Source organism: Streptacidiphilus sp. MAP12-33 (assembly GCF_041261265.1).
In the GTDB taxonomy this organism is placed as follows: Bacteria; Actinomycetota; Actinomycetes; order Streptomycetales; family Streptomycetaceae; genus Streptacidiphilus.
In genome coordinates this window covers 38,450-62,938 of sequence record NZ_JBGCCA010000027.1, presented here as the reverse complement: position 1 = coordinate 62,938, position 24,489 = coordinate 38,450, and the positions used below count along the sequence as shown (strand labels likewise).

Here is a 24,489-nt window from a genome sequence, read left to right as displayed (position 1 = left end):
AGGAGGGCAGTCCGCTCAGCGACTCCGCGCGGGTGGCCTCGGATTCGACGACGTCCCAGTGCTCCGCCAGGAGGCCGTTCTCGATGCGCAGGAAGTTGGCCACGATCCACGGGGGGCCTGGCCGTTGCCGGAGAAGCGTCCGCGCAGCATGACGATGCCGCGCTCCGCCATCGCCAACTCGCACTCGTAGCGCAGGGTGGGCATGCTCCTGGCCCGTTCGAAAATCCCGTCCCGGCCCGGAGCGATGCGCGCGCTGTGCTGGATGTAGTCGGGAGACCACATCCGCTCGGCAGCCGCGTAGTCGCGCTTGTTGAACAAGGTGTCGAACGCCTCCAGGGCGATCGCCTTGTTCACGTCCTCGGCGGAGGTCACGGCCGCATCTCCTTCCCGGGTCGGACGCTTATCGGCGGTGGTCCGCGGCGAGCCTGTCAGCACGACGTGCTCCTGGAGGCGCTCCGATCTGCTCGGAGATCCACGCCGCCGCCAGGCCACTCCACACGGCCGCGTCGCCAGCTCCCTCGGCGAGGCCGAGGCTGTGCGGGCCGTGGGCGAAGACGTGCGCCGTGTGCGGCACCTCGTGCGCGGCGAGGGCCGCGGCGAGGCGGTAGGTGTGCTCCGGGGGGACATAGGGGTCTTCGGCCGTGTGCCACAGGAAGAAGGGCCGCGCGGAGGTCGTCACCAGCCGGTCCAACGACGTGGCGCGCCGCAGCTGCGGGGAGGCGTCGTCGCCCAGCAGGATGTCCTGCGAGGGCCGGTAGGTCTCGGTCTCCATCGAGGTGATCGCGTAGCCGAGGACGGCGAACGAGACCTCCTCCAGCGGCCCGGCGTCGGGCGCGAGCCCCGCATGCCCCGCCAGGTGCCCGCCCGCCGAGAAGCCGATCACGCCGACCCGGTCGGCGCCCTGCCGGCGGATCCGCCGGATCTCGGCCCGAAGGGCCAGCAGCGGGGCAGGGTGGCGCACGTTGAGCGGGTAGCGGAAGACGCTCGCGGACACCCCCAGTCCGGTGAGCCAGTCGGAGACCGGCTCGGCCTCATGCTCGGCGTGCATCGCGTACCCGCCGCCCGGAAGCACGACGACGTGCGTCGCCGCCGACCCCACGTGACCACTCATCGCCGTCCCCTTCCAGCCCGCTCCCGGATCTGTACTCAGGTCATCACGTCGGCGCCTTCCCGGACATCACGCATTCGCGTGAGGGACGGGAGCAGCGGCGGCGTGAACAGTGGAGGGATCCGAAGGCGGCACGCGGTTCGGACCAGCGCAGTCACCCTGGAGAGGATCGGAACGGCCATGGCATCGAGCACCACCTACCTGCACGCGGAGACGTCAACGGCCGAGGGCGCGAACGGCGCCCGCTACGCCTACCGGCGCCTCGGCTCCACCGGCGGGCGTCCGCTGGTCCTGCTGCAGCACTTCCGCGGCAACCTCGACAACTGGGATCACGCCCTCATCGACCCGCTGGCAGAGTCCCGTGACGTCATCACCTTCGACAACGTGGGCGTGGGGGCCACCACCGGCAGGACGCCCAGCACCATCGCCCAGATGGCCGACGACGCCATCGTCTTCATCGAGGCCCTCGGGCTCGACCGTATCGACCTGCTCGGGTTCTCGATCGGCAGCTTCGTCGCCCAGGAGGTCGCCCTCACCCGCGCGGCCTTGGTGACGAAGCTCGTCCTGGCCTCGACCGCGCCGCAGGGCGCGCCCGGCATGCACGGCTGGGCGCCCGACATCATCGCCGCCGTCGGCGAGCCGGAAACCGGCGCCGAGGGCGTCCTGCACGCCTTCTACACCGACTCCGCCGCGAGCCAGGCGGCCGGTCAGCAGTCGCTCAGCCGGATCTTCGGGGGGCGCACCGAGGGCCGCGACACGCCGACCGGTTGGCAAACCCGGAACGCGCAGTACGACTCGGTGCTGAAGTGGGGAACGCCGGACTTCGGGCTTCTGCAGCGGCTCGCGGCGATCGAGCAGCCGGTCTTCGTGGCGAACGGCGACGATGACCGCATGATCCTGCCCTGGTACTCGCACCTCACCGCCAGCCTGATCCCCGACGCGTTCGTCAAGCTGTACCCGGACTCCGCGCATGGGTTCCTCTTCCAGCACGCGCAGGAGTTCGCGGCCGACGTGCACAAGTTCCTGGACGCCTGACCGCCCCGCCCGCGCCGGAGGGCTCACACTGAGGGGACCGCACCCACGCATGCCCAGGCCCTGTCCGACCAGGCGAAAGCAGGCACCAGATGGACGACGTCGCAGGCGATGGCCGTCCGGCGTGGGTTCCGGCAGCCCCGCTCTCGGCCGAGCAGCTTCGGAAGCTGGCGGCGGCGGGCAGCGAGCACGCCGCGCCTGGCGGGGAGGTCCTCTTCGCGGCGGGAGACGCGTCGTACGACTTCTTCGTGGTGCTGGAGGGCTCCGCCGACATCGTGGAACGCCTCGGCGAAGCAGACGAGCGTCTGGTCGCGTCATACGGACCGGCCGAGTTCCTCGGCGAGATCGGCATGCTGACGAGTGAGCGGGCGCGCTTCGACGGCGTCATGCGGACTCCCGGGCGCCTCTTGCGCGTGCCGCTGGCCCAGATCCAGACGCTCGTCGCGCAGGACCCTGATCTCAGCGAGTACATCCTGCGCACGTTCCTCGGACGGCGGGCGAACCTGCTGCGCAGGGGCGCGGGGCTCACCCTGATCGGCTCTCGCTACGACGAACGGTGCCGCGCGCTGCTGCAGTCGTTCTCCCGCAGCAGGGCCGGCCTCACCTGGATGGACCTGGAGGACCAGACCGACGCCGAGGCGCTGCTGCGTGAACTGCGGGTGCCAGTGACCGATCTGCCCATCGTGCTGATCCCGGGCCGGCCGCTGCTGCGCAACCCCCAGCCGGCCGACATCGCTGCCGAGTTCGGGGAGCCGTCCGGCAGGGCCGACGGCGGCTTCGGCGACGACGACATCTGCGACCTGCTCGTCGTGGGCGGCGGACCCGGCGGCTTGGCCGCCGCGGTCTACGGCGCGTCGGAGGGGCTGCAGACCGCGCTGCTCGACGCCGCCGCGTTCGGCGGCCAAGCCGGCACGTCGTCGAGGATCGAGAACTACCTCGGCTTCCCGGCCGGGCTCTCCGGTGCCGAGCTCGCCGCTCGAGGCGCGGTCCAGGCTGCGAAGTTCGGCGTCCGGCTGCATCGCAACGCCCGCGCGACCGGCTTCGCGAGCGAGGGCGACGTGCACGCGGTGACCTGCGACGACGGGAGGACGTTCCGGGCCCGGAGCCTGATCATCGCGACGGGCGCCGAGTACCGGCGCCTGGCGGTGCCGGGCATCGCGGCGTGGGAGGGCAACGGGGTCTTCTACTCCGCGACGGTCCCCGAGGCGCGCCACACCGACGGGCAGCCGGTGGCGGTGATCGGCGGAGCGAACTCCGCCGGGCAGGCGGCCTTGTTCCTGTCCCGGACCTCCGACCCGGTGCACCTCCTGGTTCGGGGCAAGGACCTGGACCACTCGATGTCGCGCTACCTCATCGACGCGGTCGCCTCGAACCCCAGAATCCGGGTCCGGGTCCACACGGAGGCGGTCGGCCTCACGACGGATGCGGCGCTGACCGGACTGACGGTGGTGGACCGGGCCACCGGACGGCACACGTCACTGGACGTCGGCGGGGTCTTCGTGTTCATCGGCGCGACGCCCTGCACGGACTGGCTCGGCGGCCAACTGGCCGCGGACCCCAAGGGCTTCCTGCTCACCGGGCACGACCTCGACACCGTCCCGACCGGTCGCCACACGCCGCGCTTCCCCTTCGAAACAAGCATGCCGGGCGTCTTCTGCGTCGGTGACGCGCGCAGCGGCAGCGTCAAACGTGTCGCCGCGGCGGTGGGCGAGGGGTCAGCGGCAGTGCGGCTGGTCTTCGAACGGCGCAGGGCCGACGGCACGGACCTGCTCGACCCCCGACCATGACCTCACCCGTTCATGTGAGAGCGCGGTTCTGACCGACGGGGACAGACTTCCAGGCAGGCCGATCCCGACCCGCCTGGGCCACTACCCTCCCGGACTGTAGGTGCTGAACTCATGCCCATGATCGACGTCTACGCCGCCGCCGGAACGTTCGGCGACGCCAAGAAGCTCGCCCAGACGCTCGCCGCCACCCTGATGGAGATCGAGCGGGTCCCGGACATCCCCATGTTCCGCAAGAACACGGCCGCCTTCGTGCACGAGCTGGCTGCGGACCACCTCACCAACGTGGACGGCGACAGCAGCTACATCCGCGTCCAGGTACTGACGAACGCACATGCGCTGGACCGGGAGAAGCAGCTGGCGGTCGTCTCCCGCTTCACCGAGCTGGTCGCTGACGCGTCCGGCGACCCGACGGCGACCGAGCGGACCTGGGTCCTGCTCACCGAAGCCCCCGACGGCGGCTGGGGACTGGCCGGCCACGCAAACACCAACGCGGACCTCGTCGCCGCGGCGCGCTCCGAGATCGGCGCGATCGTCGCAGCGAAGCAGGCCAAGCCGTAGCGGTGGCGTTGACGGTCTGATCTGGGGTCTGGCTCAAAACCTGAGCCAGACCCTCCCGGGGTTCTGGTCCAACTTCTGTGGGGTGGTGCCGCTCCGTAAGTTCTGGGACCCGACCCTGCCTACCGCTTCCCCTTTTGGCCCCCTAGCATGGCCGACCCACGAGCAGCACCGGCATGAGGATCAAACCATCATGAGTCGCGAACCCGACCCAGCCGTCCTCTACCCGGAGGTGGCCGCCCACGGCAGCCTCGCCGCAGCCCTCCAAGCCGAAGCCGCGGCCGAAGGCATGTCACTTCCTCTGGCCATCTCCCCGTCCGATCCACTGCGTCATGCCACCATCACCAGCGTCGTCCCGCATCGCCACTCCGGCTACATCTCCGCGTGGCGGCATGAGCGAAAGTGGTCTATCTGGGGATCGTCCAACGACAGGCTCATGGTCTGCGGCAGCACCGAGGACATACGCGACCTTCCCCGAGTGATCCGCGGCTGGGCAGAGGGAGCAAGCCTCGACGAGATCGGACAGGCCGCGACCTTCGACCTTCTGACTGGACGTTTCGAGGTCCCCGACAACCACCCCGCCGACGTCATCGCATCGGAGTGGCAGTCGCTGCTGAAGGACGCGGATCGCGCCGAGTGGCCCCAGTACAAGGCGCTCGTCGAGTTCGCACACGCCGAACCGCAGCTCCAAAGGCTCTACCCCTACACCAGCCACTGGGCACTGGGCTTCGCCGAGCAGCCCGATGGCTTGTACTCCACCCCGTCCTTCGTCTCGATCGACTCACCCCAGGGATCGGGCAACTACGTCATCAGAGAACGGTGGAACGGCCCCGCCCTACACCAGGTCACCACAGCCGCCGACGCAATCGCCATCGCCGTGGGCCAGATCCCTTCAGCCATGCTCCACACGTCACCTGAGCACCCTGCACGAAACTCGTGAGCGCAACTTCGGCGAAGCAGACGGGGTCAAGCCAGGAGAACTCGCTTCCGTAAGAGGCTGGAGCCGGCCCGGCCGCACATCTGACGTTTAAGAGCAATAGTCAATACCTGTGGATCACGGCTGCTTGTCGGTGCTCGGAGCTACTATCCGGCGCATGACACAACATATCGATGAGGATCTGCGCGGTGCGGAGTTCCGCGAGTGCGATCTGACCGGGGCACGCCTGATCGGCGTCGTCATGCAGGATGCCGTGGTCGACGGCCTCGTCACCAATCTTGTGGTGAACGGCGTGGAGGTCACCGAGTACGTTGAGGCGGAGCTCGACCGGCGTCATCCGGTGCGGGTGCTGATCCGCTCCGGAGATCCTGCCGATCTGCGCACGGCATCGCGTCAGCTTCGTGCCGGCTGGGCGACCACGCTTGAGCGGATCCGCCGTACGCCCGGCCTCGAGCGCCGCAGCGTGAACGGCGAGTGGTCGGCGGTGCAGACGATGCGCCACCTGGTCTTCGTGCATGACTCGTGGTTCCGCCGTTGCTGCCTGGGCTCGACGGAGCTGTTCACGCCGATGGGTGTCGGGCCGACCGTTGAGCCCTACCGTGGAGCGCATGGGGTCGACCTCTCGCTCGACCCGACACTCGATGAGATCGTGAGCGTGCGTGACGCACAGGCGGCCGAGCTCGAGGCCTGGCTAGACGAGGTCGACGCGGCGCAGCTCGCAGCGCTGGCTCCGGTGCCCGACGACGATGTATGGCCGCCGTACGCTCGGGGCCGCTCGGTGCGGCAATGCCTCGGCACGGTACTCAACGAGACGTTCGAGCACAACCGCTTCTGCGTACGCGACCTCGATCTGATCGAGGCACAGGACGCCGCGTAGCGCCGGTGATGAGCCACAGCTGGGCGTGGTACGCCTCGACGGCCTAAGCTTGATCTTTAACGAGTGCGGCCGTAGTGCTGGTCGAGTGTGTCGGCGCGTTTGACGGTCTTTCCCGGCGTGTGGCGGGGCGCTCTCGTTCGGTTGCTCGACCCGGGAGGGCGCCCCGGGCCGGGGCGGGTGGGTTTCGGTGCAGCCGCGGGACGGGCCACCTTCGCGCGGATGTTGCGAAACCCTCTCCGGACCCGGGCAGGCGTCAACTTGTCTGCGGGCAATGAACGTTCCCACGGCCGACGCAAGTCCTTCGCGGCGGCGCGGGCCAGCCACAGCTGGGTGTGCACGGCGATGATCAGCCACGTCCACACGTCAGCGCTGGTCGGCTCCCGCAGCCTGGGTGCTGTCCAGCCCAGCGTCTGCCTCAACAGGCGAAAGGTGTGCTCCAGGTCGAATCGGCGCAGGTAGGCCTGCCAGAGTTGGTCGACGTGTCTGGCGTCGGCCCCTGTGCGTGAGGACCACAGCCACAGTGGGTCCGGATCGCGCCCGCCGGGCAGGTGGTCGACGGTCAGGCGGACCAACAGGCCGTGGAGGATGGGGAGTTCGGCGTTCTGGTCTTCGATCCAGGCCGAGCGGCGGGTCAGCCGGGGGTGGAGCCGATCCCAGGCCCTGGCTGTAGCGGTGCCATAGCGCGGAGCAGCCGGTCGGCCGCGTCCCCCTCGGCCGAACGGGCCCGGAACTCGCACAACACCGACGGGTCGAATCCGGGATCGTCCAGTTTCCAGGCCCATCGCATACTTCCAGTCGATGCGCGTGCGGACCGCGTTCGCGGCGGCCCGGTCGGACAGGTTCTCCGTGAACTGCAGCACGCTGGCCGGCGTCTGGAAGCTGGCTGCCGTGCAGGTCCGTCAGCATGTGGGCGGAGGAGCGCATGTGCGCGGCGAGGGCGGTGCCGCGGCGACGGCCTCCACCACGCGGTCCAGGCCGTCACCCACATGCACAACCTCGCCCGCACGCGTGGAACCGCAGCTCCGAGCACACAACCGCCTGCCCGCCCACCGGGTTGTGCAACACCCTTCAGATGGAGATCGAAGGCGACTCTCCTCCGTACCAGTAGGTGGGACTGGTGAAGTAGGAGACCCCGTAGTAGGTACCGGAGCCGGGGAACACGATGTTGGTCCCCGTGTCGCTGCTCGACCCGTTCACGATCTGGCAGTTCCGGCTTCCGGGGACGAGGTTCTGGTTGCTGTCCACGATCTCGACGCACATGTTGATGGACGTGTTGTTCGAGCCGTACGTCTGGACATCTGCCCAGATACCACCCGCGCCGTCCCCATCGATACACGTGCGGACCGAGAAGCCGTCCTTGTCGTGGTAGACGCAGCCACCACCGGTCTGCGCGGCCGAGGCGGTGCCGGCAGCGCCGACGGAGATGCCCGCTACCAGTGCCAGGGCTGCGGTGCCGCTGGCGACGACCCGTCGGAGCGTCATGGTTCGTTCCTCTCGCTGGTGAACAACGAATTTGAGGATCGAGCGTGTGCGAGGCGACGGCCAGGCCTTTGCATCAGGATGCAAAGGCTCCGCGGCTGGGGGCTGGCTGGGTCGTCGGGCCGAGACCGCGTAGAAGAAGCAGCCACCCTCGAAGACCCGGTCCCGCGAGTACGCCAGCCATCCGTCGCAGAGGGCAAGCCGCGATCGACGCCTCGGTTCACGCCGCTGGTGCGCGCCCGGCCGGGCGCGCACCTGTGCACTGTCGGGCGCCCCCGTTGGGTGCGGACGAGATTCGCCGTCTGGGCATCAAGCGCGCGCAAATCTTTGAGGATGGTCCGACAAGGGTGCGTCAGAATGGCCGTGCGCAGGTCGAATGTCCGTGTTGGGTGAAATGCCGAAGGATTCCTCCCCGCAGAGAAGGCTCGCCGACCATGTCGCTCCTGTCCCCCAAGAAGGACACCGCTCCTGATGCCCCGCAAGTGCCTCTGCATCCGGCTGGGGTGAGTGGTACTCATCGGCGGGTGGCAGCTGGGCTGCTCGAACCCCGGATGCTGCTGAGCTGCCTGCCGGAGGCGCTGCGCAAGCTCCATCCCCGCACGATGGCGAAGAACCCGGTGCTGTTCGTCGTCGAGGTCGGCGGTGTGCTCACCGTGCTGTCCGCGGTGATGAACCCGAGCGTGTTCGCCTGGGTGATCAGCCTATGGCTCTGGTTGACCGTGGTCTTCGCCAACCTGGCCGAGGCCGTCGCCGAGGGCCGGGGGCGGGCACAGGCCGTGAGCCTGCGGCGGGCGCGCACGGACACCACTGCACGTCTGCTCAAGCTCTGGCGGCCCTACCAGCAGGACTACAACCACGAGATCATTCCCGCCTCGGAGCTGCGGCCGCTGGACTGCGTGCTGGTCGAGGCCGGGGAGATCATCCCAGGAGACGGGGACGTCATCGGCGGGGTCGCCGCCGTGGACGAGTCCGCCATCACCGGCGAGTCGGCGCCGGTGATCCGCGCGGCCGCGAGCGACACCTCCGGCGTGACCGGTGGGACCAAGGTGCTCTCCGACCGCCTCGTCGTGCGAATCACCTCCCGGCCCGGCCAGACCTTCATGGACCGGATGATCGCCCTCGTCGAGGGCGCGATGCGACAGAAGACCCCGAACGAGATCGCGCTCAGCATGCTGCTGACCTCGTTGACGATCATCTTCGTCCTCGTCGTCGTCACGCTCCAGCCGATGGCCTCCTACGCGGGTGCCGAGCAGAGCACGGTCGTGCTGGTCGCGTTGCTGGTGACGCTGATCCCGACGACCATCGGCGCGCTGCTGTCCGCCATCGGGATCGCGGGCATGGACCGCCTGGTGCAGCGCAACGTGCTGGCCATGTCCGGCCGGGCTGTCGAGGCGGCCGGGGACGTGTCCACGCTGCTACTCGACAAGACCGGAACCATCACCTTCGGCAACCGCCAAGCGACCGCCTTTCTCCCGCTGCCCGGTGTCGATCCGCTGCAACTCGCGCAGGCGGCGCAGGTGTCGAGCCTGGCGGACGAGACGCCGGAGGGGAGGTCGGTGGTGACGCTCGCCCAGCAGGAGTACGGCCTCGAGGTGCCCGCCGACGGCGCGCTGGGCCAGGCGACGTTCGTGCCGTTCACCGCGCAGACCCGCATGAGCGGGGTGGACATGTGCTGGCAGGACGGGACAGTCACGCGGGTGCGCAAGGGCGCAGCCGCGTCCGTCGCCGGTTGGGTCGCCCAGTGCGGCGGGAGGGTCCCGGCCGAGTCGGGCGGCACCGTGGACGCCATCGCCGCGGCCGGCGGCACTCCGCTGCTGGTCGCCCTGGAGGACCCCTACGGGATCGCTGTCCTCGGTGTCATCCAGCTCAAGGACGTCGTCAAGCCCGGCATCCGCGAGCGCTTCGCCGACCTGCGCCGTATGGGCATCCGGACCGTCATGGTCACCGGGGACAACCCGCGAACGGCCGCGGCCATCGCGGCGGAGGCGGGCGTCGACGACTTCCTCGCGGAGGCGACCCCCGAGGACAAACTGGCGCTGATCCGCCGCGAGCAGGAGGACGGCAAGCTCGTCGCGATGACCGGCGACGGCACCAACGACGCGCCCGCGCTCGCGCAGGCCGACGTCGGCGTCGCGATGAACACCGGAACCTCGGCCGCCAAGGAGGCCGGCAACATGGTGGACCTGGACTCCAACCCGACGAAGCTGCTGGAGATCGTCGAGGTCGGCAAGCAACTGCTAATCACCCGCGGGGCGCTGACGACGTTCTCGATCGTGAACGACGTGGCGAAGTACTTCGCGATCATCCCGGCCATGTTCGCGGCCGCCTACCCGGGCCTGGCCAGCCTCAACATCATGGGCCTGCACAGCGCCCGCTCCGCGGTCGTCTCCGCCATCATCTTCAACGCCGTGATCATCGTCGTACTGATCCCGCTCGCGCTGCGCGGGGTTCGCTACTCGCCCTCCTCGGCCGCGGACTTGCTGCGCCGGAACCTCCTGGTCTACGGGGTGGGCGGGCTGGTCCTGCCCTTCGTCGGGATCAAACTCATCGACCTTACGGTGGTCCAGTTCATCCCCGGGCTCGGTTGACGTGACACGCGGAGCCACGGCGTCGGCCGCCCGACGACCCGCCAACGGCCGCGGCTGCTCCGACGGCTCCGTGGCCGCCCGCTCGATCCCACTCAGTCGGGCGAGTTGAACAGCTCGATCCCGGCAACCACACGTCCGGCCCGACCCGCGTGCCACGCACGCTCCGGCGCTCGCCATCGGAGCGTGCGGGCTCCTTCACCCAGCAGCACCAAGGCGATCAGCATCGCAGCGACCGGATCCGTCCACCACCAGCCGAACCGCTCGTCAGCGGCGAGACCCGCCAGCGCGGCCAGCGCGAGGGCGCCCCCGACGAGGCTGAGGATCCCGTCGCCGCGCAGGGCCCGATGACCCAGGAGGCGGCCCAGGCGCAGCTTGACCGCGCCGAGGGCCGGCAGCACCACGAGCGAGCCGGCCAGCAGGGTCAGGGAGGGGCCGCTGCGTGCCAGATGCGCCCCGTTCGCCAGCAGCGCAGCCGCCTGCGCCAGCACGTAGGCGGCCGCCGCCAGCATCGTCCCCGCAACGGCCCGCGTGGCGACACGCTCGTACCGGTTCCGGGCGCCGGAGGTGCGAGGACGGTCGCGATCGCCTCTGAACAGCCACACCAGGACGGCCGAGGCCGCCCCTTCGATCACCGAGCTGAGCCCGAACGCGAGCAGGGACAGCGAACCAGTGATTGCTCCGGCGGCCAGTGACGTCAGGCCTGCGAACGCCGCCCAGGCGACGGACGCGGTGCAGACGATGACGGCTGCTTCCGCCCGCCGGGCGCGCGACTGCTGCGGGTCGCCGCCGCGCGCCGGCCGCCTCACTGCCTGGACCAGCCCTCTCAGCATGCTCTCCCCGACGCTGTGCATCTCTCCTCCGCTCTGCGGCAGCCCTGCGCCTGGCTCTACGCCACAAGCGTCTCGGCTGCCCCGGCGGCGCGGGCCGGGCCCCGCGCGTCTTGACGCAACCCCGACACACGGGAGCCGAATCCTGACGCCTTCCATACGGGTGCGAACCACCGCTGCCGCACACGCGCGGCGGGCGCCGCCCCGGGCTCCTCACGGAGACTCGGGGCGACGCCCGCTTACGACAACGCGGGGACCACGCCCCGGCGGTCACAGCAGCCCCTCGGCGATGGGCCCCATTGCCAGCGCGGGCAGGATGCTGAGCAGCGCGGCGCCAGAGGCCAGGGGCACGAAGTTGACGCCGTGGGCGCGGAGCACGCCGACCGTGACAATGCCAGGCTGCTGCTTGGCCGGCCGGCCCGCGAGGGCGAGGGCGAGGGCGAGGGCGAGGGCGAGGGCGAGGAGGAACCACCGGGACGTAGCGCCCGATGAGCGTCGCCGCGCACGTCACCAGGTTCCGGAAGCCGGTGGCGCCGTTGAAGCCTGCCATGGCCCCACCGTTGCTGTCGACGTTGCTGGTGCAGGCGTGGACGAGCTCGCTCAGGCGACCGGGGCGGTCCCTCGCCGGTCAGGGGACCGGAGGAGGAAATATCAGGCGTCGGCTCAGAGCCCGACGTCGCGGCTGCGCACGTCCGCCAGGGACTCGCGGCGTACCAGGAGACGAGCGGTGCCCCCCGTGACGGCGACCACCGGGGGCCGGCCAACGAGGTTGTAGCCCGAGGCCATCGACAGGTGGTACGCGCCGGAGGCCGGGACGGCGAGCAGGTCGCCGGGGCGGATGTCGGCGGGCAGCTCCACACCGGAGGCGATCACGTCGCCGGCCTCGCAATGCCGGCCGACGACGTCGACCGGGCGCAGCTCCGCGCTCGCGGTCCGGCCGACCAGGCATGGGGCGTAGCGGACGCCGTACAGCGCGGGACGCGGGTTGTCGCTCATGCCGCCGTCGACGGCCACGAAGGTGTGCCGGCCGCTCTGCTTGACCGCGAGCACGCGGTACAGCGCGATGCCCGCCGGGCCCGCGATCGCGCGGCCGGGTTCCAGCAGCAGTCGCGGTTCGGGCAGGTCCACCGTGGTGCACGCGGAACGGAGTTCGGCGCGCACGCGGGAGGCGAGCGCCCGGATGTCGAGGGCGTCCTCGCCGGGGCGGTAGGCGATGGCGTGACCGCCGCCGAGGTCCAGCTCCGGCAGGAGGACGTCATGGGTCTGCCGGGTCCAGTGCAGCAGCGCGACCATCCGCCGCACGGCCTGCAGGTACGGTTTGGCACTGTCGATCTGCGAGCCGAGGTGGCAGTGCAGGCCGACCAGCTCCAGCCTGGGCTGCTCCAGGACACGGGCGATCGCCAACTGCGCCGTGCCGTCGGTGCTGGAGAGTCCGAACTTCTGGTCCACCGTGCCTGTGCGCACCGCCGGATGGACGCCCGCGGCGATGCCCGGCGCGATCCGCAGCAGCACGCGCTGCCGGCTTCCGTGCGGCACCAGGGCAGCGATCCGGGCGATCTCGGTGGTGCAGTCGATCACGATGCGGCCGACACCCAGGCGCAGCGCGGCCTCCAGCTCGTCCGGGCTCTTGGCGTTGCCGTGGAGCACCATGTGCTCGGCGGGGAAACCGGTGGTGACGGCGAGCTCCAGCTCGCCGCGCGAGCAGACATCGAGGCCGAGTCCTTCCTCGGCCACCCAGTGGGCCATGGCCCGGCACAGGAAGGCCTTGGCGGCGTAGTACACCTCTGCGTCCGGGAACGCCTCGCGGTAGGTACGGCAACGGGCCCGTACCTCGTCCTCGTCGACAAGGTAGACGGGGGTGCCGAAGCGCTCGGCTGCCTCGGCGAGCGAGACCCCGCCGACAGTGAGATCCCCGTGCGCGGCCGGCCGCGTCGACGCGGGCCAGACCGGGAAGCGAGGGCGAGTCGCCTCGAGGGTCTCGGGACGCGGAAAGGTGGTGGTCATCGAAGCCTCCTCAGGCGACGCGCGGGCGGGCTGCGGCGCGCGCGGACGCGGGCGCCGCGGAGCGGAGCGCGGGCCACCGGTCCGGCTGCTCCAGGGCCTCGACGGGCGGGGCCGCCAGCTGCGGGTCGACCGTCAGCATCGCGACTCCCAGCGCCGCGAGCATCCGTCGCAGCGCCGGCTCGGCGATGGTGACGCTTCGTTGCCTGGATCCGAGCACGGCGGACAACTGGCGCCCGCTGGTGAATCCGACCGCCGTGCGCGCGCCCAGCGGCGTGCGGAACAGGCGCAGCACGTCCCCGGCAGGACCCGGCCGGACCGGGACCAGAAGCAGCCCGGCCAGGACGCGTTCCTCGGGCTCCGGGTCGTCGCCGTTCAGGTACGCACTCATCGTCAACATCCTTCGGCGAAGCATGGACAGGTTGTCAGGAGCCGGACTCCGCAGACGCGGGCCGTTCCTGCCACAGACGCTATTCCCGCTGATCCCGGGCCCGGGTACGGCCCTGACGCGTTCCTGACGCGGGGCGGGGGAAAGTTGTCGTCGCAGTGGCGGTCCAGTGGCGGCCGTCACATCACTGGGTGCTCACCGCTCCCGCGCGGCACAGCCGCAGGGTGGCACGGGTCTGTTTTCCGGCGGTTGCGGGCCAGGTCGCCGGTGCCGTGCCAAGACGGCGTCAAAAGATCCTCGATCGGCGTAAGGCCCGCGTGAGGAAAGGCGTTCGCACACCGCGCCGGGGTGTTGAATCCCTGCTGGCGGGGCTCGCCGGGCTTTCCCGCTCACGAACCGGTAGGCCCCGCCTCCGAACACCCTGCGGGCCCGATCCGACGGCCCTTTCGGGCCCGCAGGGCAGAATGTCCGGCCGGTGGCCGGGAGCCTGGGCAGCGTCCCACCGCCCCGGCCGGATCTCCAGCGCCTGTCCGTCTGGCGGCGCGGGGCACGTCAAGGCGGCGTCAGGGTCCGCGGTGGTCGCGCTGGGATCGCGTCAAGGGACGGAGCACGCGGGCGGGCAGGGTGCTCTCCTGGATCTTGAGAGCGGTGCCGAGTCCAGGCATCGCGTCCAGCCGGGAGGCGAGTGGGATGAGCCAGCAGGTGACGACCCTGGAGCAGGGGACGGTAGCGGCGCCGGACGCCGGACCGGGGCTTCGCCGGCCCGAGCATGCGGTCCCCCTGCCGACCGCGCCCATTCGCGTGTGCGCGCCCGAACCGGCGGAAGACGGGGAGTGGAACGCGCACGCCCACTGCCGGATCGCGGCGCGGTTCCTGATGTGACACACGGGCAGGAGCCTGGCCCCCCGAATCGCGGGAACACCTCCCCGGCGGCGGTGCCCGGTTCGGGGCGTCCGGCTTCCCCACCCGTGGGCGGCCGCCGTTCTGCGCCCGGCCCTTCCGACGACGGCGGCAGGCCGTCCGGCTACCAGAACCGCCCTGCGTCTCGGAAGATCATCGACCGGCATACGGGACGGGCCCGGGAGGAGGGCACTGCCCGCCCTTCCCAGGCCGTCCACGATGACCGCTCCTGCCGCGGCGGCTTCTCGGGATCAGTGCCAGTTCTGGTAGAGGTTTGTGTTCTGACCGGCTGGCCCGCTGTAGTCGCAGGTGTGCACGTACATGGAGCCGGAGCCGTTACCGTCCAGGCACATACCGCTCCCGGCGTTCATGAAGGCCTGGCCGTTCACACCGCCGTGGACGTACCACTGCTGGGCGTTGCTGCCGTTGCAGTCGGACATGTAGACCTGGTCCCAGTCGCTGCTGCCGTCCTCGGTGATGCACTGCCCGTCGAAGTAGCTGCTGAACTTGACCGTGTAGCCGTTGGAGATTTCGGTGAAGTAGCGGAACGGGTTGTCGTGCGCGGTGCCCTGACAGTAGGCGCCGATCAGGCCGGAGAAGCTCGAAGGGTCCACGGAGAAGCAACGGTTGCTTCCACGGCTTTCCCATGACCCGAACGTGTTGGCACTGGCGGAACCGCTGGCTGCCGCGATGAGACCGAATGCCATCGCCACGGCGAGCACCAGCTTCGAGATCTTTTGCATCTGTTCAACCTCCCCCTGGTTGTGTTCGAGTCGGGACTTTTTCAGAGGTTCTCCCCTGTGTCAACGCCCTGCGCCAAGGCTTCCATTGGGGATGAGGAGCAGCCCCGGTAACGCATTAAGAACGTGTGCGGAACGGCGTTAAGCAAAGCAGGGATTAAGCCAAGTGCAACGGCCTTTCTCCACACATCAGATCCCGCCCGGCACTGCACCTGACTACCGCCCAGGTAGACGATCACCGGGCCGAACAGGACGAAGACGCTGCGCCTGGAAGCGGCCGCGCCAGGGCTCTCGCAGTGGCCGTCGTCACAGCGGCCACAAGGCCGCGTCAAGAGCTGGGCGGACGACGTACGGGAAGCGTCAAAGTGGCAGGGGACCCACTCGTGGATACGTTGGAATGGCTTGCGACGGTCCCCTCGACCGTCGTCCATTCGTCTCAGGAGAAGTGAGTTCGCCATGTCCCACTCGGGGCGCGTCGTCGTCGGAGTCAGTGGAACGCCGACCAGCCTGCAGGCGCTGCGGGCGGCCGCTGCGGAGGCCCGCCGGTCCCGGTCTCAGCTGGTCGCCGTCCTCGCCTGGACGCCGCCCGGCGGCGAGATCTCCTACCGGCGCGCGCCCTGCCCGCCGCTGCTGCGGATCTGGGAGGACGAGGCGGCGTGGCGGCTGCGCAACAGCTTCGACGAGGCGCTCGGCGGGGTGCCGCAGGACCTGCCGGTGGAGTTGGTCTCGATACGCGCCGAGGCCGGGTCCGCACTCGTGCACGTGGCCGACCGGGCCGACGACCTGCTGGTGGTCGGCGCCGGGCCGCGCGGCGGATGGTCCCGGCTGTTCCACGGTTCGACGACGCGGTACTGCGTCGGCCACGCCCGCTGCCGGGTGCTGACCGTCCCGGCACCCGAACTGCTCGCCGCGCTGCCCCGGGGCGTGCGTCACCGCGTCCCCCTGGCTCCGCGCGAGCTCACCACCGCCGTCCTGCCGGCCACGCCGGATCGCGCCCCGCACTGATCCTCACCCCTGGTCGGACGGCGGCAAGGGCTCGGCATCGGCCGTTGCGGTCGGGTCGGGCGCAGCGGGGGTTTGGCGGTACAGCCCCGGACCCCCGAAACCTGCTCCCGCTCATGGACGCAGCCGTCCTGCTCGGCCTGGCCCGGAGCGCCCGGCTGACGGTCACCGACGCGGGCCGGGGGCTGACCGCCGCCGACATCCTGACCAGCAAGCAGCTCTTCGCCCACCCTGCTGCGCGGCGCGACCCTTGGTCGGCGCGGTCGTGCAGGCGCTGGCGGCCACCGACGACCACCGGCTGCGCGCGGGCTTCTTCCTCGACCTGCTGTGGCGGGGGTACTCCACCGAGGAGGCCCGCACCCAGCTGGACACGGCCATCGACTGGGGACGCTCCGCGGAGCTGTACGACTACGACCACGACGCGGCCGCCCTCACGCTGGAACCGGGTACTCAGGCCCATCTCTGACGGGACTTGGATCAGCGCGCGGCAAGGACTCGTCAAGATCACCTGGTCCCGCGTACAGGGCCCGTCAAAGCCGTGAGCGGCCACCCGCCGCTGCGGTGGAATGACCTCGGAGGGCGGCCCGCCCACGGCCGCCGCGAACACGGGGGAAGACATGGCCCAGCTCCTGATCGAAGAGAACTTCCAGCACCTCGACGGCGTGGACGTGGAGGAGTTGATCGAGGCGTTCGGCGAACTGGGCCTGACCACCGAGCCGACGCAGCCACGCAGCACCCAGCCGCGTCGCGGCTGGGTGCTCCAGCTGCACCTGCTGAGAGACGACGCCGCCCTGCTGACCCAGGAGTTCCTCACCGGGCCGCTCGCGAACGCGGTGCGCGGCGTGCTGCTGCGGCAGCACGCCGTCGGGGGCGGCGGCACCAGCGTGCGCGAGCGCACCCTGCCCGCGCGGATCGACATCCACGGCCGCGACGGGCGGGTGCTCGCCTCAACACCGCTCAGCGCCGAGCGCTGACCGCGGAACCCGAGCGCCGACCGTCAGGCCAACGGTGCCGCCTCAGACGGATTCATCTGACGCCAGCCCTGCATTCCTCGCACATCCCAGTGTGAGCAGTCCGCCCTGACGCGTTCCAGAAGCGGCAACAGGGGTTGTTGTCGCGGCGGTGTCGGTGACGTGACGGAGGCCACCGATTCACCGTTGTCGGCCCGTCCACCCGATCCTCGCCTGGCCGTCCTGGAGGTGGCCGGCGGAGGATCCGCGAAGATCGCGTCAAGAGATCCGGGTTCGGCGTCAGGTCTGCGTGAGGAAGGGCGCGGCCATACGTCTGGTGGGTATTGAATCGGCGGGACGGCGGGGCGCGTCGCACCTTCCCGGAGACCCGCCCCGTCGACCAACTTCCACGGACGGGACACCTGCCGACGGCCGTACCGGCCCGTGGAGGCGCGCCCGCACGCGGGACGGCAACGGCCCGCACCGCCAACGCCGTCCCGCGTGACGGGTGCCTGGACCGCGTGACGGCAAACCCGCCGACCACGCCAGACGAGTCAGCTGACGCCGTGGTTCCTTCGACGGCCGGACCAGACGGGTTCCACCCGTGCCCAGTCCCGCTCCCACGCCAGCCAGTCGCGCCTGGCGAGCCTGCGCCGGGCCAAGCCCGTCCCCGCCGCCACGACCAGCGCCCCGCTCCCGGCCACGCCGAGGGTGACAAAGGCCGAGAGCACAAGCACGTCCGCAGCTCCAGCTGGTGCGTCCGCCGGGTTCCCGGAACGGTCCACCCACACGGACACCTTCGTGCCCGGTGGGCTGCCGCGCCGGACCGGCCGGTGGTCTCGTGCCGCACACCGACGGGGTACTCCCGGCGCACCGGCACCCGGACCAGAAGGGGTGCTCCACCCCCATGGGGCTCGTGACCAGCTGCCGGAGTGGCGGCGGGCCTGGGTCGTCGCGGTCAGCTGGTGCCCGCTCGCCCTGGCGGCCGCCGGGGCGGCGGATTCTTGCGCGTAGGCGCCCGCGCCGATGCCGAGGGCGGCGGCCAGCACCAACAGCCGGGTCCGGCGTCGGCGCAGCCGGTCGCGGGCGAGGTCACCGGAACGCCGCAGCGGGTTGCCCTCCCCTGTTCGCGGCGGGCGAGCAGAACGGCGGCGCGCGATACGCCCCACCGCCCAGCCCAGGAGCGCCGCTGCGGCCAGCAGACCCAGCGGGAGCAGGTCCGTCGCGGGGCGCAGGGTCAGTTGGCCAAGGCGGTTGACGAAGAAGGCTTCGTAGAAGCACCAGCTCGTCCCGGCCACCAAGGGCGCTGCCGCGATCGGGGCTGCGGCGGCGAGCGCGGCGGCCGGTACGGCGAAGACCGCGACCATTTGGGATCCGGGCCGGATGCCGCGCTCCTGGGTACCGCTGCTCGCCCGCGGCCAGGTGAGTGCGCCGTCCTCCTTCACTCCCCTCCTTGCCGGCGCGTTCGCAGCGTTCGCACCGTGGCAACGCACGGTGCTGGCACTGTCGGGCGCCCCGATCCCGCCCCGCCGCCGTCCCGGGCCGCGCTACCTGCTCAGGCGTCTGGACCCTTCTGACGGACCGTCCTTGGCCGGCTGGGATCCGACCCTCCAGTGGATCTGGGACACCTGGGGAACCCCGGACTCGCTCGCCCGCAGCGGCTGTGCGTGGGGTGCGTGGGGTGCGTGGGGTGCGTTCGAAGCGGACCGTCTGGTCTCGGTCGCCTGCACCTATCTGCGCGGAAGGGACCACGAGGACATCGCCGTCGCCACCGCCCCCGCCCACCGGCGCCGGGGTCTCGCCGCGGTGCTGGCTGTCCGGCTCGCTGCCGACGTCCGCGCCCGGGGGCGCGACGCGACCTGGACCGCACCCACCAGCAACACCGGCAGTCTCGCCCTCGCCATGGCCCTCGGCTTCCGTGCGGTGCGTACTCAGACCGCGTACTGGGTCGGCGGCTCGAGGAACCCGGCCCTCCCGCCTGCCGACTGCGGGCGACAAGGACGTGTCAAGACCACTGCGGCATCCGTATGAGCGGTGTCAGAACCGCTCCGCCCTTCTCGCCCGCAGTAACCGTGCGGTGTTGACTGAAGGCGGTCCGCCCCCGTCGTCGATCCCGCCGCCGCCACGTCGGCGGGCAGGCCGCGTGGGCGGACCCGGGTCCGCCCGGCGCATGCCTGCGGACCGACCGTGCCGGCGGAACGCCGGCGCGGGCGACCGACGTGAGATCCGAGAAGAGGTGCGACGGCATGACGCCGCGGTCCCAGGGCAGCGTGATCGTCGGGGTCAGTGGGAGCCTCAGCAGCCTTGAGGCGCTTCGCATCGCGGCCCGGGAGGCCCGCACCTCGCAGCGGCCACTGGTCGTGGTCCTCGCCTGGTCCCCTCCTGGAGGTGAGTTCGCGCAGCGCCGCGCCACGTCCACCACGCTCGTTCGCCTGTGCGAGCGCGAGGCGAAGGCGCGGCTGGCCCGCTGCTTCGACGAGGCCATGGGCGGCCCGCCCACGGATCCGGTGCCGCTGCCGTTCGTCGTACGCGGCCGCCCCGGACCGGTGTTGCTCGAGATCGCCGACGACTGTGAGGACCTGCTGGTGGTCGGCGCCGGCGAGCGGCGGTGGCCCTATCGGTTGGTCCACGGCGCGACCGCCAGGTTCTGTCTCGCCCGGGCACGTTGCCACGTGCTCGCTGTGCCGCCTCCACCCCTGCTCGACTCCCTGCCCCGCTCGGCGCGCCACCGCGTTCCGTACCTCTTCGACGAGGCGGAACGCAACGAGAAGGCGCGCTCCCTGTGACAACCGGGCCGACCAGGCCTCCCGAGAAAGGACCCCTCCTGTGACGGTCAGCTACCCGCGTGCGGCACGGCACTGCCGTCGGCTCACGATCCGGGAACTGCCACCGTCACCGGCGCCCACGGCCCCGCCCACCGTGCCGACCGGCCAGATCGCCGTGGACGACCTGCGCCGCATGGCGACCGCGGGCGGACGTCTCCTCGCGCTGACCAGGCTCGAGTTCGACCTGCTGGCCCACCTGGTGGCCGAACCGATGCGGGTGTTCACCCGCGACCAGTTGCTCGAAAGCGTCTGGGACCTGCCCGCCGTCGGGGACGGCCGCACGGTGGACGTCCTCGTGACGCGGTTGCGCCGCAAGCTCGGGCCCGGCTTCCGACAGACGATCGCGACAGTGCGCGGCGTCGGCTACAAATACGACCCGCCCCGTTCGTAGGCACGTCCGGGAAGCTGAAAGGGCGCGCATTCCGCTACGGAGTGCGCGCCCTTGCCCGTACCGCGGGCTCCCTTCAGGGCTCGTAGCGGTAGCCCATGCCCGGCTCGGTGAGGAGGTGCCGGGGGCGGGCGGGCTCCCGCTCCAACTTGCGCCGCAGTCCGGCGAAATAGACGCGCAGGTAGTTGGTCTTCTGCTCGTGCCCCGGTCCCCAGACCTGCTGCAGGATCTGATGACCGGTCACCAGCTTGCCCGGGTGGGCCAACAGGACGGCGAGGATGCGCCACTCGGTCGGCGTGAGCCGCACGGCGGTGATGCCTCCGTCGGTTCGGCGCACCACGGCGCCGCCCACGTCGACGGTGAAGTCGCCGATGACGACCTTCGGCGCCTGCGGCTCGGCCCGAGTGGGCCGACGCAGGGCCGCGCGCAGGCGGGCGAGCAGCTCGTTCATAGCGAACGGCTTGGTGACGTAGTCGTCGGCGCCCGCGTCGAGCGCGGCCACCTTGTCGGCGAACTCCGATCGCCCGGACAGGACGATGATGGGCACCGCGCTCCAGGCCCGCAGTGCCTGGAGTACCTGCATGCCGCCGATCTGCGGCAGGCCGAGGTCCAGGATGATGGCGTCCGGCGGGTTCTTGGTCGCCTCCATCAGGGCCTGTCTCCCGTCCCCGGCCACGGACACCTGGTAGTGCCGCGCCTGCAGATTGATCTGCAGGGCCTTCAGCATCTGGGGTTCGTCGTCGACGATGAGGATTCGGGTCACGGTACAGCCGTTTCGTTGCCGGCCGGGCGCGGGTGGCGCCCGGGTTGCAGGGGTTCTGACGGGATGTGGTCTGCGGGGGCGGCCGGCAGCGAGAGGACCATGGTGAGCCCGCCGCCCGGGGTGTCCTCGGCGACGAGAGTGCCGCCCATGGCCTCGGTCAGGCCGCGCGAGAGGGCGAGGCCCAGGCCGACGCCTGTCGTGTTGTCGTGGTCACCCTGCCGCTGGAAGGGCTGGAAGATCCGGTCGCGGTCAGCGGGCGCGACACCGGGTCCGCGGTCCACGACGCGGATCTCCACCCGGTCGCCCAGCGAACTCGCTGTGACCAGCACCACTCCACCGCCGCCGTGGCGCAGCGCGTTGGCGGTGAGATTGGCCAACACCCGCTCCAGCAGCGGCGGGTCGACGAGCACGGCGGGAGCCTCGGCCAGGCCTTGGCGACGGACCGGCGCGTGCTCGTCGGGAAGGGAGTCCAGGGCGGCCGTCAGCACGTGGTCGGGCTCGGTGGGATGGAGGTGCAGCGTGAGCGCGCCCGCCTGGAGCCTGCTCATGTCGAGCAGGTTCTCCACCAGCCGGTTGAGCTTGACCAGGGAAGACTCCGCCGTGCCGAGCAGCTCGTCCCGGTCCTCCGCGCTGAATTCGACGTCAGCGCTGCGCAGGGAGGAGACGGAGGCCAACGCGACTGCGAGCGGGGTGCGCAGGTCGTGGCTGACGGCGGCGAGCAGCGCGGTCCGCAGCCGGTCGGCGGCGCGCACGGGCTCGATCTCGGCGGCGGCATCAGCCAGTCGCTCCCGCTCCAACGCGGCAGCGACGTGGGCGGCGAAGGCCGCCAGGACGCGGCGGTCGGCCGCCGGCAGCGGACGTCCGCGCAGCAGCAGGGCGGTCCCCGCGTCGATCGTGATCTCCTCGACCGCTCCGCCTGCGACGGGCGTCTGCCCTTCGGCGGCGGCCGACGCGACCTCCACCTCGTCGTGCAGCAGCGTCACCGACTCCATGCCGAAGGTCTCGCGAAGCCGGGCGAGCAGGGCGGGCACCGCCTGGTCCCCGCGCAGCACGCTGCCGGCCAGTGCCGACAGGGTCTCCGCCTCGGCGGTGGCCCGGGCGGCTCGCCGCGAGAAGCGGGTCCCGGTGTCCACGACGGCGGCGACGGTGACGCCGACCAGCGCGAAGACGACGAGGGCCAGCACGTTGTTGGCCTCGTGGATGCTGAACTGATGGACCGGCGGGATGAAGTAGTAGATCAGCAGCACGGACGCGGCCAGCGAGGCCAGGAGCGCCGAGGTGATGCCGCCCAGGAGTGCGACACCGACGACGACCGTGAGGTAGAGCAGGGCGTCGCTGGTCAGGTTCACTGAGGAACGGGTCACGCACAGCAGCGCCGTCAGCGCGGCGGGGAGTGCGAGCGCGGCCGCCAGGCCGGTGAGACGGCGCGCGGTCGAGTGGAGGCCGCCCGGCAGGCGCGGCAGACGGCCGCGTCCGGCCTGTTCGTGGGTGACGATGTGGACGTCGATGTCGCCGGAGAGCTCGATGGTGGTCTCGCCGATGCCGCGTCCGGCGGTGAGGGCGCGGCGCAGGGCGCTGCGGCGGCTGGTGCCGACAACGAGCTGGGTGGCGTTGGCTGCGCGGGCGAATTCGAGGAGCGCGGTCGGGATGTCGTCGCCGACGACGGAGTGGTAGCTGCCGCCCAGCGACTCGGCGAGTTGACGTTGCGCCGCGAGCGCGCCGGGGTCGGTGTCGGCGAGGCCGTCGCTGCGGGCGACGTGGACAGCGAGGAGGGCGCCGCTGCCGGCGCGGTCCGCGATCCGAGCGGCTCGGCGGATCAGGGTCTCGCCCTCGGGACCGCCGGTCAGGGCGACGACGACGCGTTCGCGGGTCTCCCAGACTTTGTGGATCTCGTGCTGGGCGCGGTAACGCTGCAGGCCTTCCTCGACGCGTCCGGCGAGCCAGAGGAGTGCGAGTTCGCGCAGGGCGGTGAGGTTGCCGACGCGGAAGTAGTTGGACAGCGCCGCGTCGACCTTCTCGGCGGCGTAGACGTTGCCGTGGGCCATGCGGCGACGCAGGCCCTCGGGGGCCATGTCGACCAGTTCGATCTGGTCGGCCCGCCGGACCACCTCGTCCGGCACGGTCTCGCGCTGGGGGACACCAGTGATCTTCTGGACGACGTCGTTGAGCGATTCGAGGTGCTGCACGTTGACGCTGGTCAACACGTCGATGCCGGCATCGAGCAGTTCCTGGATGTCCTGCCAGCGCTTGGCGTTGCGCCCGCCAGGGACATTCGTGTGCGGCAGCTCGTCGACCAGCGCGACGTCGGGACGACGGGCCAGCACCGCGTCCACGTCCATCTCGGTGAACCGCCCGCCCCGGTATTCCCGTTCCAGGCGGGGTACCGTCTCCAGCCCGTCCAACTGCGCCTCGGTGTGACGGCGGCCGTGGCACTCGGCGTAGGCGACGACCACGTCCTGGCCGCGCTGGGCCCGCCGGTGGGCCTCGTCCAGCATCTTGTAGGTCTTGCCGACTCCCGGAGCCGATCCGAGGAAGACCTTCATCCTTCCGGGAGGCAACGGTCCGTCACCCCGTGCTGACACCACGAACTCCCTTGCGAGTGATCAAAGGGTGCAGAGCCTGAGCTTTTGCAGGACTGGATCCGGCCGCGCGGAGCGGGAAGGCTGCCGCGCGGCCGGATCGTGATGTCACCGGACGTCAGCTCAGCTGAGCTTGGTCAGGGCGATGTTGAGCTCCAGGACGTCGACGCGGGGCTCGCCGAGGAAGCCGAGGGTGCGGTCCTGGGTGTACTGCTCGACGAGCGCCTGGACCTTGTCGACGGACAGGCCGCGGGCCTGGGCGACGCGCTTGACCTGGATGGCGGCGTAGGCCGGGCTGATGTCCGGGTCCAGGCCGGAGCCGGACGAGGTGATCGCGTCCGCCGGCACCTGGCTCTCCGTCACGCCGTTGAACTTGGCGATGTCGGACTTGAGTTGGGTGTAGTTGCTCACCAGGACATCGGAGTTCGTGCCCAGGTTGGTGCCCGCCGAAGCCGTCGGGTCGTAGCCGAGGCTGCCGGCCGCGGACGGGCGGGACTGGAAGAACTTCGGGTCGGGCGTCTGGGACTTGCCGTCCTTCGACACGATGGTGAAGTTCTGCCCGATCAGGGAGGAGCCGACCACGTTGCCGTGGGCGTCCTTGACCAGCGAGCCGTTGGCCTGCTGGGAGAAGGCCACCTGCGAGATGCCGGTGATCGCGAACGGGTAGGCGATCCCGCAGATGATCGTGAAGAGCAGCAGGAGGCGCAGACCGGTGAGGTGGTTCCGAACCGGGGTCGGAAGGGGCTTAGCCATTGTGTGTCAC

24 protein-coding genes and 3 pseudogenes are annotated in these 24,489 nt (G+C 70.9%); 13 read left to right on the top strand and 14 right to left on the bottom strand.

Annotated elements, in window-relative coordinates; all coding sequences use genetic code 11:
• Nucleotides 1-15 precede the first annotated feature (15 nt).
• Together ABH931_RS25185 and ABH931_RS25180 are read right to left on the bottom strand one after the other, a co-directional pair.
• Nucleotides 16-372, bottom strand: a complete 357-nt coding sequence (locus ABH931_RS25185) for an ester cyclase (RefSeq protein ID WP_370117404.1) — start codon at nucleotides 370-372, stop codon at nucleotides 16-18.
• 28 nt (nucleotides 373-400) lie between these two features.
• Nucleotides 401-1,111 (bottom strand): alpha/beta hydrolase, encoded by a 711-nt coding sequence (locus tag ABH931_RS25180; RefSeq protein WP_370117401.1) that lies wholly within the window; start codon nucleotides 1,109-1,111, stop codon nucleotides 401-403.
• A 177-nt stretch (nucleotides 1,112-1,288) separates the two neighbouring features.
• Here ABH931_RS25180 and ABH931_RS25175 point away from each other — a divergent pair, with 177 nt between their 5' ends.
• The 5 genes from ABH931_RS25175 (at nucleotide 1,289) to ABH931_RS25155 (ending at nucleotide 6,296) form a co-directional block, all read left to right on the top strand.
• Nucleotides 1,289-2,143, top strand: coding sequence for an alpha/beta fold hydrolase (locus ABH931_RS25175; RefSeq protein ID WP_370117398.1), 855 nt, complete (start codon nucleotides 1,289-1,291; stop codon nucleotides 2,141-2,143).
• A gap of 89 nt (nucleotides 2,144-2,232) precedes the next feature.
• Nucleotides 2,233-3,927 (top strand): FAD-dependent oxidoreductase, encoded by a 1,695-nt coding sequence (locus tag ABH931_RS25170; RefSeq protein WP_370117395.1) that lies wholly within the window; start codon nucleotides 2,233-2,235, stop codon nucleotides 3,925-3,927.
• A 111-nt stretch (nucleotides 3,928-4,038) separates the two neighbouring features.
• Entirely contained in the window at nucleotides 4,039-4,485 is a 447-nt protein-coding gene (locus ABH931_RS25165; protein ID WP_370117393.1) for a hypothetical protein, read from the top strand.
• Between the two features lie 190 nt (nucleotides 4,486-4,675).
• Nucleotides 4,676-5,422, top strand: a complete 747-nt coding sequence (locus ABH931_RS25160) for a DUF6193 family natural product biosynthesis protein (protein ID WP_370117390.1) — start codon at nucleotides 4,676-4,678, stop codon at nucleotides 5,420-5,422.
• Nucleotides 5,423-5,576: 154 nt separating this feature from the next.
• Entirely contained in the window at nucleotides 5,577-6,296 is a 720-nt protein-coding gene (locus ABH931_RS25155) for a DinB family protein (protein ID WP_370117387.1), read from the top strand.
• A 56-nt stretch (nucleotides 6,297-6,352) separates the two neighbouring features.
• On the opposite strand, the pseudogene ABH931_RS25150 reads toward ABH931_RS25155, so the two are convergent.
• The 3 genes and pseudogenes from ABH931_RS25150 to ABH931_RS25140 all read right to left on the bottom strand — a co-directional run.
• Nucleotides 6,353-6,979: pseudogene (locus tag ABH931_RS25150) on the bottom strand (transposase); the annotation flags it as partial.
• A gap of 5 nt (nucleotides 6,980-6,984) precedes the next feature.
• Nucleotides 6,985-7,156 (bottom strand): annotated as a pseudogene (locus ABH931_RS25145) (transposase); the annotation flags it as partial.
• Between the two features lie 208 nt (nucleotides 7,157-7,364).
• Nucleotides 7,365-7,778, bottom strand: a complete 414-nt coding sequence (locus ABH931_RS25140) for a hypothetical protein (protein ID WP_370117384.1) — start codon at nucleotides 7,776-7,778, stop codon at nucleotides 7,365-7,367.
• Nucleotides 7,779-8,209: 431 nt separating this feature from the next.
• Here ABH931_RS25140 and kdpB point away from each other — a divergent pair, with 431 nt between their 5' ends.
• On the top strand, nucleotides 8,210-10,363 hold the full coding sequence (kdpB, locus tag ABH931_RS25135) for a potassium-transporting ATPase subunit KdpB (RefSeq protein ID WP_370117381.1): 2,154 nt from the start codon (nucleotides 8,210-8,212) through the stop codon (nucleotides 10,361-10,363).
• 92 nt (nucleotides 10,364-10,455) lie between these two features.
• Here kdpB and ABH931_RS25130 read toward each other — a convergent pair whose 3' ends face one another.
• The 4 genes and pseudogenes from ABH931_RS25130 to ABH931_RS25115 all read right to left on the bottom strand — a co-directional run bounded on the left by ABH931_RS25130 (nucleotide 10,456) and on the right by ABH931_RS25115 (nucleotide 13,582).
• Nucleotides 10,456-11,214, bottom strand: coding sequence for a cation transporter (locus ABH931_RS25130; protein WP_370117378.1), 759 nt, complete (start codon nucleotides 11,212-11,214; stop codon nucleotides 10,456-10,458).
• A gap of 451 nt (nucleotides 11,215-11,665) precedes the next feature.
• Nucleotides 11,666-11,794 (bottom strand): annotated as a pseudogene (locus ABH931_RS25125) (potassium-transporting ATPase subunit KdpA); the annotation flags it as partial.
• A gap of 59 nt (nucleotides 11,795-11,853) precedes the next feature.
• Nucleotides 11,854-13,194, bottom strand: a complete 1,341-nt coding sequence (gene lysA, locus ABH931_RS25120; protein ID WP_370117375.1) for a diaminopimelate decarboxylase — start codon at nucleotides 13,192-13,194, stop codon at nucleotides 11,854-11,856.
• Nucleotides 13,195-13,204: 10 nt separating this feature from the next.
• The gene (locus tag ABH931_RS25115) at nucleotides 13,205-13,582 is read right to left on the bottom strand and encodes an SAV_915 family protein (RefSeq protein WP_370117372.1); all 378 of its coding nucleotides are present in this window, start codon (nucleotides 13,580-13,582) and stop codon (nucleotides 13,205-13,207) included.
• A 687-nt stretch (nucleotides 13,583-14,269) separates the two neighbouring features.
• Between ABH931_RS25115 and ABH931_RS25110 the strand changes: the two genes are divergently transcribed.
• The gene (locus tag ABH931_RS25110) at nucleotides 14,270-14,461 is read left to right on the top strand and encodes a hypothetical protein (RefSeq protein ID WP_370117370.1); all 192 of its coding nucleotides are present in this window, start codon (nucleotides 14,270-14,272) and stop codon (nucleotides 14,459-14,461) included.
• Nucleotides 14,462-14,730: 269 nt separating this feature from the next.
• Here the strand turns inward: ABH931_RS25110 and ABH931_RS25105 are convergent, their stop codons facing one another.
• Nucleotides 14,731-15,186 (bottom strand): ricin-type beta-trefoil lectin domain protein, encoded by a 456-nt coding sequence (locus ABH931_RS25105; RefSeq protein ID WP_370117604.1) that lies wholly within the window; start codon nucleotides 15,184-15,186, stop codon nucleotides 14,731-14,733.
• Nucleotides 15,187-15,675: 489 nt separating this feature from the next.
• Here ABH931_RS25105 and ABH931_RS25100 point away from each other — a divergent pair, with 489 nt between their 5' ends.
• From ABH931_RS25100 to ABH931_RS25090, 3 genes are all read left to right on the top strand, one after another.
• Nucleotides 15,676-16,224 carry a universal stress protein gene (locus ABH931_RS25100; protein ID WP_370117368.1) on the top strand — a complete coding sequence of 183 codons (549 nt, stop codon included), beginning with the start codon at nucleotides 15,676-15,678 and terminating at the stop codon, nucleotides 16,222-16,224.
• Entirely contained in the window at nucleotides 16,208-16,687 is a 480-nt protein-coding gene (locus ABH931_RS25095) for an AAA-associated domain-containing protein (RefSeq protein ID WP_370117601.1), read from the top strand. The genes ABH931_RS25100 and ABH931_RS25095 overlap by 17 nt, the downstream gene beginning before the upstream one ends.
• A 151-nt stretch (nucleotides 16,688-16,838) precedes the next feature.
• Nucleotides 16,839-17,195, top strand: coding sequence for a hypothetical protein (locus tag ABH931_RS25090; RefSeq protein ID WP_370117365.1), 357 nt, complete (start codon nucleotides 16,839-16,841; stop codon nucleotides 17,193-17,195).
• A gap of 530 nt (nucleotides 17,196-17,725) precedes the next feature.
• On the opposite strand, the gene ABH931_RS25085 is transcribed toward ABH931_RS25090, so the two are convergent.
• Nucleotides 17,726-18,616, bottom strand: coding sequence for a hypothetical protein (locus ABH931_RS25085; RefSeq protein ID WP_370117364.1), 891 nt, complete (start codon nucleotides 18,614-18,616; stop codon nucleotides 17,726-17,728).
• 142 nt (nucleotides 18,617-18,758) lie between these two features.
• Here ABH931_RS25085 and ABH931_RS25080 point away from each other — a divergent pair, with 142 nt between their 5' ends.
• The 3 genes from ABH931_RS25080 to ABH931_RS25070 all read left to right on the top strand — a co-directional run bounded on the left by ABH931_RS25080 (nucleotide 18,759) and on the right by ABH931_RS25070 (nucleotide 20,387).
• Nucleotides 18,759-19,202, top strand: a complete 444-nt coding sequence (locus ABH931_RS25080) for a GNAT family N-acetyltransferase (RefSeq protein ID WP_370117361.1) — start codon at nucleotides 18,759-18,761, stop codon at nucleotides 19,200-19,202.
• A 215-nt stretch (nucleotides 19,203-19,417) separates the two neighbouring features.
• On the top strand, nucleotides 19,418-19,957 hold the full coding sequence (locus ABH931_RS25075) for a universal stress protein (RefSeq protein WP_370117359.1): 540 nt from the start codon (nucleotides 19,418-19,420) through the stop codon (nucleotides 19,955-19,957).
• A 40-nt stretch (nucleotides 19,958-19,997) separates the two neighbouring features.
• The gene (locus tag ABH931_RS25070) at nucleotides 19,998-20,387 is read left to right on the top strand and encodes a winged helix-turn-helix domain-containing protein (protein WP_370117356.1); all 390 of its coding nucleotides are present in this window, start codon (nucleotides 19,998-20,000) and stop codon (nucleotides 20,385-20,387) included.
• Nucleotides 20,388-20,460: 73 nt separating this feature from the next.
• Here ABH931_RS25070 and ABH931_RS25065 read toward each other — a convergent pair whose 3' ends face one another.
• From ABH931_RS25065 to kdpC, 3 genes are all read right to left on the bottom strand, one after another.
• The gene (locus tag ABH931_RS25065) at nucleotides 20,461-21,147 is read right to left on the bottom strand and encodes a response regulator (protein ID WP_370117354.1); all 687 of its coding nucleotides are present in this window, start codon (nucleotides 21,145-21,147) and stop codon (nucleotides 20,461-20,463) included.
• Complete coding sequence (locus tag ABH931_RS25060) at nucleotides 21,144-23,690, bottom strand: ATP-binding protein (RefSeq protein ID WP_370117351.1); 2,547 nt, start codon at nucleotides 23,688-23,690, stop codon at nucleotides 21,144-21,146. Before ABH931_RS25060 ends, ABH931_RS25065 begins: the two co-directional genes overlap by 4 nt.
• A gap of 159 nt (nucleotides 23,691-23,849) precedes the next feature.
• Complete coding sequence (gene kdpC / locus ABH931_RS25055) at nucleotides 23,850-24,479, bottom strand: potassium-transporting ATPase subunit KdpC (protein WP_370117348.1); 630 nt, start codon at nucleotides 24,477-24,479, stop codon at nucleotides 23,850-23,852.
• Nucleotides 24,480-24,489: the final 10 nt, after the last annotated feature.